The organism is Rhizobium sp. PRIMUS64 (assembly GCF_023006465.1).
Lineage (GTDB): Bacteria > Pseudomonadota > Alphaproteobacteria > Rhizobiales > Rhizobiaceae > Rhizobium > Rhizobium leguminosarum.
Genome location: NZ_JALBGX010000006.1, coordinates 62,687 through 76,473 on the forward strand (window position 1 = coordinate 62,687; position 13,787 = coordinate 76,473).

Sequence of the window (13,787 nt, forward strand, 5' to 3'; positions counted from 1 at the left end):
GCATCGCCATCCATCCTGTCGCGTAATGCGGACAAGACGAGGGAGAACAAAAGCATGCCTCTTGCGATGAACCGCGATGTCTTCATCACCTGCGCCGTCACCGGCGCCGGCGATACGGTTTCCAAATCCAGCCACGTGCCGATCACTCCCAAGCAGATCGCCGATTCCGCCATCGATGCGGCAAAGGCCGGTGCTGCGGTCGTTCACTGCCATGTCCGCGACCCGGAAACGGGTGCTGCCAGCCGCCGCAACGATCTCTACAGGGAAGTCACCGACCGCATCCGCTCGGCCGATGTCGACGTCGTCCTCAATCTCACCGCCGGCATGGGCGGGGACCTGATCTTCGGGGATGTCGAAAGCCCCCTTCCCCTCAATCCTAAGGGCACGGATATGGCCGGCGCCACCGAGCGCGTCAGCCATGTCGCCGAGTGCCTGCCGGAGATCTGCACGCTCGACTGCGGCACGATGAATTTCAATCTCGGCGACTATGTCATGACCAACACGCCGGCCATGCTGCGGGCCATGGCAAAGAAGATGACGGATCTCGGCGTGCGGCCCGAGATCGAGGCCTTCGACACCGGCCATCTCTGGTTTGCCAAGCAGCTTGCCGAGGAAGGCCTGATCGAAGACCCGGTGCTGATCCAGCTCTGTATGGGCATTCCCTGGGGTGCGCCCGACGATCTCAATACCTTCATGGCGATGGTCAACAACGTGCCTCAGAGCTGGACCTTCTCGGCCTTTTCGATCGGCCGCAACGCCATGGCCTATCCGGCAGCCGCCGTTCTCGCCGGCGGTAATGTGCGCGTCGGCTTGGAGGACAACCTCTTCGTCGGCAAGGGCCAGCTCGCCACCAATGCGCAACTCGTCGAAAAGGCCGTGCAGGTGGTCGAGGGCATGGGTGCCCGGATCATCGGTCCGGAAGACGTTCGCAAGAAACTCAAACTGACGAAGCGCTGAGGACGGCATGACAGGGATCACCAAAGCGGCTTGTATCGGCGGCGGCGTCATCGGCGGCGGATGGATCGCGCGATTTCTGCTGGCCGGCATCGACGTGAACGTGTTCGATCCGCATCCGGAAGCGAGCCGCATCGTCGGCGAAGTGCTTGCCAACGCCGAAAAAGCCTATGCCATGCTGACCGGAGCACCCCTGCCGCCCCGCGGCAGGCTGACCTTCTGCAAGACGCTCGAGGAAGCCGTCGCCGGCGCCGACTGGATTCAGGAAAGCGTGCCGGAAAGGCTCGACCTCAAGCGCGGGGTGCTGACTGAGATCGATACTGTGGCGCGCCCGGACGCCCTGATCGGCTCTTCCACCTCAGGCCTGCTGCCGACCGATCTGCAGCGCGACATGAAGCATCCCGAACGCCTCTTCGTCGCCCACCCCTATAATCCCGTCTATCTGCTGCCGCTCGTCGAAATCGTCGGTGGCGAAAAGACCTCGGCGGCGACCATCCAGACGGCGATGGAAAGACTGGCGCCGATCGGCATGAAGGGCGTCCACATCGCCAAGGAGATCGAGGCCTTTGTCGGCGACCGGCTGCTCGAAGCGCTCTGGCGCGAGGCCTTGTGGCTGATCCACGACGATATCTGCACGGTCGAGACGCTTGATGACGTCATCCGCTACTCCTTCGGCCTGCGCTGGGCGCAGATGGGCCTGTTTCAGACCTACCGCATTGCCGGCGGCGAGGCCGGTATGCGTCACTTCCTTGCCCAGTTCGGTCCATGCCTCGCCTGGCCGTGGACCAAGCTCACCGATGTCGTCGATCTCGACGATGCACTGATCGAAAAGATCGGCCGGCAATCCGATGAACAGGCGGCTGGACTGTCGATCCGCGAGCTCGAACGCATCCGCGACGAAAACCTCGTCGGCATCCTGCAGGCCCTGAAGGGCGGTCACGACGGCGAGGGCTGGGGCGCCGGCAAGCTGCTGAAAGACTTCGAGCAATCGCTCTGGGCAGAAGCCGGCAGGGCAAATACGTCTTTCGACCCGTTAAAGCCGCTGCGGCTTGTCGAGACGAAAGTCGGCCCCGCCTGGGTCGACTATAACGGCCATATGACCGAACACCGTTATCTGCAGGTTTTCGGGGATACCTCGGATGCATTGCTGCGCCTCATCGGCGTTGATCTCGCCTATGTCGAGGCGGGGCGGAGCTATTACACGGTGGAAACCCACATCCGCCATCTCGGCGAGGCGAAGCTCGGCCAGGCGATCCATTCGACCTGCCAGATCCTCTCCGTCGACGAGAAGCGGCTGCATGTCTTCCACACCCTCCACGACACAGTGACGGGCGAAGCTCTGGCAACCGCCGAGCACATGTTGCTGCATGTCGACAGCAAGGCCGGCAAGGCGACACCGGCGCCGGCCGTCATTCTCGACAAAGTCAAGTCGATTGCCGAAGCGCATGCGAATTTGGCCGCGCCTGAAGGTGTTGGCCGTCACGTCGGCCAGAAACGGTAGGAGGATCGGCATGAATTTCGGACTGAGCGAAGAACAGGTAATGATCGTCGAGACGGTCCGCGCCTTCGTCGAGACCGAAATCTATCCGCACGAGAACCAGGTCGAGCGCAGCGGTGTCGTCCCGCCGGAGCTCGGAGACGAGATCCGGCGCAAATGCATCGATCTTGGCTTCTATGCCTGCAATTTCCCGGAAGAAGTCGGCGGCGCCGGCCTCGACCATCTCACCTTCACGCTGGTCGAGCGGGAGCTCGGGCGCGGTTCCCTGGGGCTGACGGTTTTCTTCGGCCGGCCCTCCGGCATCCTGATGGCCTGCGAGGGCGAGCAGCGAGAGCGCTACCTCCTGCCCGCAGTGCGCGGTGAGAAGATCGACGCGCTCGCCATCACCGAGCCGGACGCCGGATCTGACATGCGCGGCATGAAATGCGCTGCCCGCCGCGACGGTGGCGATTTCGTCCTCAACGGCACGAAACATTTCATCTCCCATGCCGATGTCGCCGATTTCGTCATCGTCTTTGCCGCGACGGGCGAGGAAGAGACGCCGAAAGGCATCAAGAAGAAGATCACCGCCTTCCTGGTGGATCGCGGCACGCGGGGCTTCGAAATCCTCAAAGGCTACGATTCCGTTTCGCATCGCGGCTACCACAACTCAACGCTCAGCTTCGAAGATTGCCGGATTCCGGCGAGCCAGGTACTTGGCGAGGTGCATCGCGGCTTCGATATCGCCAATCAATGGCTCTACGGCACACGGTTGACGGTTGCCGCCACCTGCGTCGGCCGGGCACGGCGCGTCTTCGACATGACGCTGCCCTACGCCGCCGAGCGCAAACAGTTCGGCAAGCCGATCGGCGCTAATCAGGGCGTGTCGTTCAAGCTCGCCGATATGATAACCGAGATCGACGCGGCCGACTGGCTGACGCTCGCCGCCGCCTGGCGGCTCGATGCCGGGCTCTCCGCAGACCGGCAGATCGCCTCGGCCAAGCTTTACTCCTCCGAAATGTTGGCCCGCGTCACCGATGAGGCGATCCAGATCTTCGGCGGCATGGGCCTGATGGACGACCTGCCGCTCGCCCGCTTCTGGCGCGATGCGCGCGTCGAGCGCATCTGGGACGGCACCTCTGAAATCCAGCGGCATATCATCAGCCGCGACCTGCTTAGACCCTTGGGAGCGTGAGCCGATGACGCCTCGCCCGCTCGACCGCCTGCTCAGACCGCAAACGATCGCCGTCTTTGGCGGCCGCGAGGCGCGCAGGGTGATCGAGCAGTGCGATCGCATGGGTTTTGCGGGCGAGATCTGGCCTGTCCATCCGAAGCTCGAAGAGGTGCTCGGGCGGCCCTGTTATCGCTCCGTATCCGATCTGCCTTCGGCGCCTGACGCCGCCTTCGTCGGCGTCAACAGGACGCTGACCGTCGAGATTGTCCGCAGCCTTTCTGAGGCCGGTGCCGGCGGGGCGGTCTGTTATGCATCGGGTTTCAGCGAGGCGACAGGTGAACTCGGCGACGGTGCCGCGCTGCAGCAGGCCTTGCTGGAGGCGGCTGGCGACATGCCGATCCTCGGGCCGAATTGCTACGGGCTGATCAACGGTCTCGACGGTGCGCTGCTCTGGCCCGATCAGCATGGCATGCAGCGTATCGAACGTGGCGTCGCCATCCTCACGCAATCCTCCAACATCGCCATCAACCTGACCATGCAGACCCGCGGCGTGCCGATCGCCTATGTGGTCACTGCCGGCAATCAGGCGCAGACATCGCTTGCCGATGTCGCCTGCGCACTGATCGACGACCCGCGCGTCACGGCGGTCGGCCTTCATGTCGAAGGTTTCGGCGATCTCTCTGCACTCGAACGTCTGGCCACCATGGCCCGGCGGTCGAGGAAGCCGGTCGTCGTGCTGAAGGTCGGCAGGTCCGAGCAGGCAAAACGCGCGGCGGTGTCGCATACAGCCTCGCTTGCCGGCAGCGATGCGGTCGCCGACGCCGTGCTCGCGCGCCTCGGCCTTGGCCGTGTCCAGACCTTGCCGGCGCTGCTCGAAACCCTGAAGTTGCTGCATGTCGCCGGACCGCTCGCCAGCCATTCGATCTCGTCGATGAGCTGTTCGGGGGGCGAAGCCTCGCTGATGGCGGATGCCGCCGTCGGTCGCAATGTGGAATTCCCAGCGTTGCAGCCGCAACAATTGCAACGGCTGCGGCGGGTGCTGAGCGAGATGGTGACGCTTTCCAATCCGCTCGATTACCACACCTTCGTGTGGGGGGATCTCGCACGCCAGACCGAAGCCTTCAGCGCCATGTTCGACGGCGGCTATGCCCTCAATCTCGTCGTCCTCGACTTCCCCCGCGGTGACCGCTGCGATGCATCCGAATGGGCGATGACGGCAGACGCGGTCATGACGGCTGCCGCCGCAACCGGTGCGCTGGCCGGCCTTCTGGCAACCCTTCCGGAAAACATGCCGGAGCCGATCGCCGATCGGCTGATGGCAAATGGCATCATTGCCTTCTGCGGTATCGACGAAGCCATCACGGCTGCGGAAGTCGCCGCCGGCATCGGCCAGGCGTGGGATCGCCCGCCGCCCCTGCCGCTGCTCGATGTGTCCTCTATCGATGGCGAGATCGAGACGCTGACGGAGGCCGATGCGAAGGTCGAGCTTGCCGCCTTCGGCCTTCCGGTTCCGCAAGGGCTGGTGGCCTCCTCTCCCGGTCAAGCGGCCGAGCAGGCTGAGCGGCTCGGTTTTCCTGTCGTGCTCAAAGCGCTCGGCATTGCACACAAGACCGAGGCTGGGGCGGTCGCACTCAACCTACAGTATATGCAAGCGGTCTCAAATGCGGCGGCGGCCATGCCGCCGAATGCCGGTTATCTCGTCGAGAAAATGATCGATTCACCGGTCGCCGAGCTCATTGTCGGCGCCATCCGCGACCCTGTCTTCGGATTGTCGCTCACCTTGGGAGCGGGCGGAATCTTCGTTGAATTGTTTGAAGATTCCGTCATTCTGCCCCTTCCGGCGACGAAAACCGACATTCACGCGGCAATTTCGCGTCTCAAACTTGCAAAATTGATCTATGGCTATCGCGGGCGGCCAAAAGGCGATCTCGAAGCCGTGGTCGGTGCTGTCTCAGCAACGGCAGATTATGTCGTAAAGAACGCGGCATCCCTGGAGGAACTCGACATTAATCCATTGATGGTTCTTCCCGAAGGGCATGGTGTTGTCGTAGTCGATGCCCTCGTACGGCGGAGGAGGTAGTAAAGGTTGAGCGACCACATTCGCACACGACATGACGGTGGAGTACTCGAAGTCGTCATCGACCGGCCGAAGGCGAATGCCATCGACCTTGCGACCAGCCGTGCCCTGGGGGTGATCTTCCGGGATTTCCGCGACAATCCGGCCTTGCGTGTCGCCATCGTCTCGGGCGCCGGCGAGAAATTTTTCTGTGCCGGCTGGGATCTCAAGGCAGCGGCATCAGGTGATGCGGTCGACGGGGACTACGGTGTGGGCGGCTTCGGCGGGCTGCAGGAACTGCGCGATCTCAACAAGCCGGTCATTTGTGCGGTCAACGGCATCTGTTGCGGCGGTGGATTGGAGATTGCGCTTTCTGCCGACCTGATCATCGCCGCCGAGCACGCGACCTTCGCCCTGCCGGAAATCCGTTCGGGCACGGTTGCCGATGCAGCTTCGATCAAGCTGCCGAAACGCATTCCTTACCACATCGCCATGGACATGCTTTTGACCGGTCGCTGGCTCGACGTTCACGAGGCGCATCGCTGGGGTTTCGTCAACGAGGTCCTGCCGGCCGACAGGCTGATGGAGAGAGCATGGGAGCTTGCTAGGCTGCTCGAGAGCGGGCCGCCGCTCGTCCATGCGGCCATCAAGGAAATCGTGCGCGAAGCGGAGGGTTCGACGTTCCAGACTGCCATGAACAAGATCACCAAGCGGCAGTTTGCGACCGTCGACAGGCTCTATTCGAGCGAAGACCAATTGGAAGGCGCACGGGCCTTCGCCGAGAAGCGAAGCCCCATTTGGAAAGGAAAATAACCGCGCGGCAGCAACCGCACTGTTTTCCCGCATGATGCGGGCACCGGAGATGGAGAGGAAACCGTCTGCGGACCTGCCCGGAAGTTCTGTCAACGCACCATAAAGAAGGAACTGGGGAATGAACGACTACACGAAATATCTCGCAAGCCGTGTCACCGCCGGTGGGCTCAGCCGCCGCGAATTCATGGGACGCGCCATGGCGGCGGGCATCACACTTGCCGTCGCCGACAAGCTCTTCACCGAAAGCGCCGAAGCCGCCGAACCGAAACGCGGTGGCCACTTGAAGCTCGGCCTCGAAGGAGGTGCGGCCACCGATTCGAAGGATCCGGCAAAGTTCCTATCGCAGGTCATGTTCTGCATCGGCCGCTGCTGGGGTGACATGCTGGTCGAGTCCGATCCACTGACGGGTGCTGCCGTGCCCTCGCTTGCCGAATCCTGGGAGCCGTCGAAGGACGCTGTCACCTGGACCTTCAAGATCCGCAAGGGCGTCAAGTTCCACGATGGCAAGGAGCTGACGATCGACGACGTTGTAGCGACGCTGAAGCGCCACACGGACGCGAAGTCGGAATCCGGCGCGCTCGGTGTTCTCGGCTCGATCAAGGAGATCAAGGCCGACGGCGGCAATCTCGTGCTGACCCTCAGCGAAGGCAATGCCGACATGCCGCTGCTGCTGTCCGACTACCATCTGGTCATTCAGCCGAACGGCGGCGTCGATGATCCGCTGGCCTCGATCGGCACCGGCCCTTACAAGATGACGAGCTTCGAGCCCGGCGTCCGCGCCACCTTCGAAAGGAATAAGGACGACTGGCGCTCCGACCGAGGTTATGTCGATTCGATCGAGATCATCGGCATGAACGACGCCACCGCCCGCATCGCGGCATTGTCGTCCGGTCAGGTGCACTACATCAACCGCGTCGACCCGAAGACCGTCAACCTGCTGAAGCGCGCGCCGAATGTCGAGATCCTCTCGACTGCCGGCCGCGGGCACTACGTCTTCATCATGCATTGCGACAAGGCGCCGTTCGACAACAACGACCTGCGCCTGGCCCTCAAATACGCCATGGACCGCGAGACCATGGTGCAGAAGATCCTCGGCGGTTACGGCAAGGTCGGCAACGACTTCCCGATCAACAGCACCTATGCGCTGTTCCCCGAAGGCATCGAGCAGCGCGCCTACGATCCTGACAAGGCGGCGTTCCACTACAAGAAGTCGGGCCATAGCGGCTCGGTCCTTCTGCGCACCTCCGAAGTCGCCTTCCCCGGCGCCGTCGACGCGGCCGTTCTCTATCAGGAAAGCTGCAAAAAGGCCGGCATCGAAATCGAGGTCAAGCGCGAGCCGGGCGACGGCTACTGGACCAACGTCTGGAACGTCCAGCCCTTCTCGACCTCTTATTGGGGTGGCCGTCCGACGCAGGATCAGATGTATTCCACCGCCTATCTCTCGACGGCGGACTGGAACGACACCAAGTTCAAGCGTCCTGACTTCGACAAGCTGCTGCTGCAGGCCCGCTCCGAACTTGATGAAGCCAAGCGCAAGGACATGTATCGCACCATGGCGATGACGGTGCGCGACGAGGGCGGGGTGATCCTGCCGATGTTCAACGACTTCGTGAACGCCTCCACCAAGCAGGTGAAGGGCTATGTCCACGACATCGGCAACGACATGTCGAACGGCTACGTCGCGACCCGCGTCTGGCTGGACGCCTGATGGCAAGGGGGCGTTTGCCCCTCCGATCTCCAACGAAGCCTGGACCGTGGGATGAAATCCCGCGGTCCTCCCGACGTTCTAGCGCGAGGTCCTCGCCATGACCAATCCTGCCCCAAGCATCTTGCCCGGCCTCGGGTTCCGGCAGCGCTTTCCGCTGCTTGCCCTTATCCTCGAGCGCTTCGTGCTGAGCCTGGTCCTGCTTTTTGCCGTTTCCATCCTGATCTTCGGCGGTCTGGAAGCCCTGCCCGGCGATTTTGCCACCACCTATCTCGGTCAGTCGGCGACACCGCAGGCCGTTGCCAATATTCGAGAGGATCTCGGGCTGAATCGTCCAATCACGACGCGCTACGTCGAATGGCTCGGCAACGCCGTTCAGGGCGACTTCGGCACCTCCTGGGCCAGCAAGAATTCGGTGAGCGAACAGATCGGCAAGCGCCTCGGCAATTCGCTTTTCCTGGCGGGTTTCGCAGCGGTGATATCCGTGCCGCTCGCGGTCGGCCTCGGCATGCTGTCAGTGCATTTCCGCAACCGCCTGCCGGATAAGATCATCAACGTGATCTCGCTTGCGGCGATCTCACTGCCGGAATTCTTCATCGGCTACCTGCTGATCCTCGTCTTCGCAGTGAACCTTGGCATGGCGACCTTTCCAGCGACCGTCTATGACAGCATGGGTTTCGTCGAACGATTGAAGGCGATCGCGCTGCCGACGGCGACCCTCGTGCTCGTCGTGCTCGCGCACATGATGCGCATGACGCGAGCGGCGATCCTCTCAGTCATGTCCTCCGCCTACATGGAGACCGCAGAGCTGAAGGGCCTTAGCGCCTTCCGCGCGATCGTCAAGCATGCCGCCCCCAATGCGCTCGCGCCGATCATCAATGTCATCGCGCTGAACCTTGCCTATCTCGTGGTTGGCGTCGTCGTTGTCGAAGTGGTCTTCGTCTATCCCGGCATGGGGCAATATATGGTCGATGCGGTCACCGTGCGCGACATGCCCGTGGTACAGGCCTGCGGCCTGATCTTCGCAGCTGTCTACATCTTCCTCAATATGACGGCCGATATCCTCGCGATTATCGCCAATCCCCGGCTGAGGCATCCGCGATGAGATTGAGAGACATCCCCATCACCGCCTGGATCGGCATGGCCGGTATCGCCATCGCCTTCATCTTCGCGCTCTTCGCCCCCTGGCTCGCCCCTTATGGCGAGACGCAGGTCGTCGGCGACGTCTGGCAGCTGCCGGATAATCAATACATCTTCGGCCTCGACAATCTCGGCCGCGACATCCTCTCGCGCCTGATCTACGGCGCGCGCACGACGCTGCTGGTCTCGTCCGCTGCCACCGTCATCTCCTTCTCGCTCGGCATTATCCTGAGCTTCACCGCTGCCGTCTCGCGCGGCATCATCGACACGGTGTTTTCGCGTTTCAACGATCTGATGATGTCGATCCCGACGCTGATCTTCGCGCTGGTGGTTCTTGCGGTCCTGCCGCAGAATATCGTCGTCCTGATCCTCGTCATGGCGATCCTCGATTCCACCCGCGTCTACCGTCTCGGCCGCGCCGTGGCACTCGATGTCGCGGTGATGGAATTCGTCGAGGCGGCCAAGCTGCGCGGTGAAGGCAAGCTCTGGATCATCTTCCGCGAAATCCTGCCGAACACCCTGTCGCCGCTGCTGGCCGAGTTCGGGCTGCGCTTCGCCTTCTCGATCCTGTTCCTCTCGACGCTTTCCTTCCTCGGCCTCGGCATTCAGCCGCCCGCGGCCGATTGGGGCGGCATGGTCAAGGACAACAAGGACGGCATCATCTTCGGCATCTCGGCGGCGCTGGTGCCGGGCACGGCGATCGCCGTGCTTGCCGTCTGCGTCAACCTCGTCGTCGATTGGCTCCTGAAACGCACATCCAGCCTCAAGGGAGGGCGCGGCGATGCCTGAGCTTCTTTCCGTTCGCAATCTGAAGATCGAAGCAACCAGCTATCCGCCGGGCGAACCGCCCAGGCGGGTGACGATCGTCGACGGGGTTTCCTTCGACCTGCAGAAGGGCAAGGTCCTCGGCCTGATCGGCGAATCGGGTGCCGGCAAGTCGACGATCGGCCTGTCCGCGCTTGCCTATGGCCGTGGCGGCGCCGAAATCACCGGCGGCGAGGTCTTGCTCGACGGCGCCGATATCCTGACGCTCGGCAAGAACGGCATCCGGAAAATTCGCGGCGCCCGGGTCTGCTACGTCGCGCAATCGGCCGCCGCCGCCTTCAATCCGGCGCACAGACTCGGCGATCAGGTGATCGAAGCTTCGGTCAAACATGGTTTGATGACCAAGGACGCGGCGCGCAAACGTGCGCTTTATCTGTTCGGGGTTCTCGGCCTGCCCAATCCCGAAACCTTCGGCGAGCGCTTTCCCCACCAAGTCTCCGGCGGCCAGTTGCAGCGGGCGATGACGGCGATGGCGCTCTGCTCCAACCCCGAACTCATCGTCTTCGACGAGCCGACCACGGCGCTCGACGTCACCACGCAGATCGACGTGCTGGCGGCGATCAAGCATGCCATCGAGGAAACGCACACGGCCGCCCTCTATATCACCCACGATCTCGCCGTCGTCGCCCAGATCTCCGACGACATCATGGTTCTGCGCTATGGCAAGCAAGTCGAATACGGCAGCGTCCAGCAAATCATCGAGGCGCCGCGACAGGATTATACCCGCGCCCTCGTCAATGTCAGGCAGGCCTATCGTGAGGAGGCGGCCGATCAGTCCACGGCACTTCTCAAGGTGGAAAATGTCAGTGCCGAATATTCCAACGGTTTCAAGGTGCTCCACGATGTCTCGCTGCATGTGCCGAAGGGCCAGACACTCGCCGTCGTCGGCGAATCCGGCTCGGGCAAATCGACCCTGGCGCGCGTCATCACCGGCCTATTGCCGCCGAGCAGCGGGCGCATCGTCTTTGATGGAAAGCCGCTGATGCCAGACCTTAAGAGCCGGCCAAATGACGACCTGAGGCGTATCCAGCTGATTTACCAGATGGCCGATACGGCGATGAACCCGCGGCAGACGGTTCGCGACATCATCGGCCGCCCGCTGACCTTTTATTATGGCCTTCGAGGTGCCGAGAAAACCGCCCGGGTCAAGGAACTGCTCGACCAGATCGAAATGGGCAAGGGTTTCGTCGACCGCTACCCGGCCGAACTATCAGGTGGCCAGAAGCAGCGCGTCGCGATCGCCAGAGCGCTTGCCGCCAAGCCCGAACTCATCCTCTGCGACGAGCCGACTTCGGCGCTCGATCCGCTGGTGGCGGAGGGTATCCTCAAGCTGCTCCTGCGCCTGCAGGAAGAAGAACAGCTGTCCTACGTCTTCATCACCCACGACATCGCGATCGTCAGGGCGATTGCCGACAGCGTGGCGGTGATGCATCGTGGCAAGCTGGTGCGGTTCGGTCCGAAATCGACGGCGCTCTCCCCGCCCTTCGACGACTACACCGATCTGCTGTTGAAATCCGTACCGGAAATGGAAATCGGCTGGCTGGAACGGGTGCTTGCCACGCGTCGCATGGAGAGCGCCGGTAACTGACTCGACGAGGGCAAAGCCCTCGTCTCACGGAAAGTGCATCAAGGAATGAGCATGACCTCGCGCGGCTTCGCCACCATCGAGAATGAATGGATTACCCTGAAGGATGGGACGCGGCTTGCCGCGCGCATCTGGATGCCGGATGGTGCTGAGGAAGATCCGGTTCCTGCCGTCTTCGAATTCCTGCCATATCGCAAACGGGACGGAACCTGCCTCAGGGATGAGTCGACCTATCCGGTGTTCGCGGCCGCAGGCATTGCCGGTGTGCGCGTCGATATCCGCGGATCCGGAGAATCCGGCGGCGTCATCGACGGCGAATATACCGAAAGCGAGCTTGCCAATGCCTGCGAGCTGATCGCCTGGATTGCCGCGCAGCCATGGTCGAACGGCTCGGTCGGCATGATGGGCATCTCCTGGGGCGGCTTCAACAGCCTGCAGGTCGCAGCATTGCGACCGCCGGCGCTGAAGGCCGTCATATCGATCGCGTCGACCGTCGACCGTTACAATGACGACATCCACTACAAGAACGGCTGCCATCTCTCCGCCCAGCTCTCATGGGCGGCAACGATGCTCGGTTACCAGTCGCGCTCGCCCGACCCCGCACTCGTCGGCGAGCGCTGGAAGGAGATGTGGCTGGAACGCCTGGCCGGCGAACCCTTCTTCATGGAGGAGTGGCTAAGCCATCAGCGGCGCGATGATTTCTGGCGTCACGGCTCGATCTCAGAGGATTTTTCGAGCGTGGAGATTCCCGCGCTTGTCATCGCGGGCTGGGCGGACGGCTACCGCAATACGCCTCTGATGGCGGTCGAAGGCCTGAGCCACAAAGCGAAAGCGCTGATCGGTCCCTGGGTTCACAAATATCCGCACTTTGCCTGGCCGAAGCCGCGCGCGGATTTCCATGGCGAAGCGATCGCCTGGTGGAACAAATGGCTGCGAGGCGAGGACAATGGGATCGACGGGCTGCCGCAGGCCCGCGCCTATATTCTCGATGCCATCCGCCCCGCCCCGCGACGTGACAGCGACCCGGGTTTCTGGGTTGCTAGGGATGTCTGGTCGCCGCCGCAGATGCAGTGTTTCTATGTCGAGCAGTTCGGCAAGCTGACGGAAGGCATGCCGATTCCGCACGCGCCCGAGCATCCCGTCTATCTCCGCTCTCCGCTCGACACCGGGACGGCATCCGGTGAGTATTTTACGCTGAAGCCCGATGCCGAAATGGCGATCGATCAACGCTCGGACGATGCCGGGTCGCTGATCTTCGATACGATGCCGCTTGCTGGCGATTACGACTATCTCGGCCGGCCTGTGCTCACGCTTGCGCTGCGCTCTCGGACGGCGGGCGGAAATCTCTGCGCCCGGCTCGTCGATGTCCATCCGGATGGCACGGCAACGCGTGTCGCCTTCGGCGTCCTCAATCTCACCCACCGCGACGGCAATGCAGATCCAAAGCCGCTGATGCCAGGCGAGAAGGTGTCGATCCGGCTCGTGCTCGATGCCTGCGGTTATCGCTTCCGCAAGGGGCATCGCATCCGCCTTTCGCTTTCCACCGCATATTGGCCGATGATCCTGCCGCCGCCTGATGACGAAGGCATCGAGGTCGATATCGCGGCACTCGGCCTGGGGCTGCCGATGCTCGGCGAGCACCAGCGGATCGACATCAAGGAACCGGCCAATCCCGATCCGCTGCCGAAATACATCGAGCACGCGGCCGCCGCGACGAAGCGGCAGGTCGTCCGCGATCTCTCGGCCGCCCGAACGGAGTATCACATCCACGAGGATACCGGGCTCACCGAACACCCTGAGACCGGCCTCTCGACCCGGCAATTGCGGGAGGAAGTCTGGTCGATTGCGCCCGATAATCCGTTGTCGATGACTGGGACGTCGACCTGGACCTGCGACATGCGCCGTCCCGGCTGGTTCGTCCGCACAGTCGCGACCGCGCGCATTGCCTGCACCCAGACCGACTGGATCATCAGCGCTGTCGTCACCGCTTTCGAGGACGATGTGCAGATCTTCGAAAAGGTCTTTGCGGAAAAGCGGATCGCGCGTGACCTGATGTGA

Annotated in this window: 10 protein-coding genes; all 10 read left to right on the forward strand. The window is 62.6% G+C overall.

Annotation, left to right across the window (positions count from 1 at the left end):
* The first annotated feature begins 54 nt into the window (after nt 1–54).
* The 10 genes from MOV76_RS04445 (at nt 55) to MOV76_RS04490 (ending at nt 13,787) form a co-directional block, all read left to right on the forward strand.
* On the forward strand, nt 55–957 hold the full coding sequence (locus tag MOV76_RS04445) for a 3-keto-5-aminohexanoate cleavage protein (RefSeq protein WP_018449115.1): 903 nt from the start codon (nt 55–57) through the stop codon (nt 955–957).
* Nucleotides 958–964: 7 nt separating this feature from the next.
* Entirely contained in the window at nt 965–2,455 is a 1,491-nt protein-coding gene (locus tag MOV76_RS04450; RefSeq protein WP_115157859.1) for a carnitine 3-dehydrogenase, read from the forward strand.
* 10 nt (nt 2,456–2,465) lie between these two features.
* Nucleotides 2,466–3,626 (forward strand): acyl-CoA dehydrogenase family protein, encoded by a 1,161-nt coding sequence (locus MOV76_RS04455; RefSeq protein ID WP_018246824.1) that lies wholly within the window; start codon nt 2,466–2,468, stop codon nt 3,624–3,626.
* A 4-nt stretch (nt 3,627–3,630) separates the two neighbouring features.
* Nucleotides 3,631–5,685: an acetate--CoA ligase family protein gene (locus MOV76_RS04460; protein WP_247263926.1), complete on the forward strand. Its 2,055-nt coding sequence runs from the start codon at nt 3,631–3,633 to the stop codon at nt 5,683–5,685.
* A 6-nt stretch (nt 5,686–5,691) separates the two neighbouring features.
* The gene (locus tag MOV76_RS04465) at nt 5,692–6,474 is read left to right on the forward strand and encodes a carnitinyl-CoA dehydratase (protein ID WP_115157861.1); all 783 of its coding nucleotides are present in this window, start codon (nt 5,692–5,694) and stop codon (nt 6,472–6,474) included.
* A 118-nt stretch (nt 6,475–6,592) separates the two neighbouring features.
* A complete protein-coding gene (locus MOV76_RS04470) occupies nt 6,593–8,182 on the forward strand; it encodes an ABC transporter substrate-binding protein (RefSeq protein ID WP_047620501.1) in 1,590 nt (529 codons plus the stop codon).
* 97 nt (nt 8,183–8,279) lie between these two features.
* A complete protein-coding gene (locus tag MOV76_RS04475; RefSeq protein WP_018449111.1) occupies nt 8,280–9,284 on the forward strand; it encodes an ABC transporter permease in 1,005 nt (334 codons plus the stop codon).
* The gene (locus tag MOV76_RS04480; protein ID WP_047620502.1) at nt 9,281–10,108 is read left to right on the forward strand and encodes an ABC transporter permease; all 828 of its coding nucleotides are present in this window, start codon (nt 9,281–9,283) and stop codon (nt 10,106–10,108) included. The genes MOV76_RS04475 and MOV76_RS04480 overlap by 4 nt, the downstream gene beginning before the upstream one ends.
* The gene (locus MOV76_RS04485) at nt 10,101–11,732 is read left to right on the forward strand and encodes an ABC transporter ATP-binding protein (protein WP_247263927.1); all 1,632 of its coding nucleotides are present in this window, start codon (nt 10,101–10,103) and stop codon (nt 11,730–11,732) included. Before MOV76_RS04480 ends, MOV76_RS04485 begins: the two co-directional genes overlap by 8 nt.
* Before the next feature lie 51 nt (nt 11,733–11,783).
* Nucleotides 11,784–13,787 (forward strand): CocE/NonD family hydrolase, encoded by a 2,004-nt coding sequence (locus MOV76_RS04490; protein ID WP_247263928.1) that lies wholly within the window; start codon nt 11,784–11,786, stop codon nt 13,785–13,787.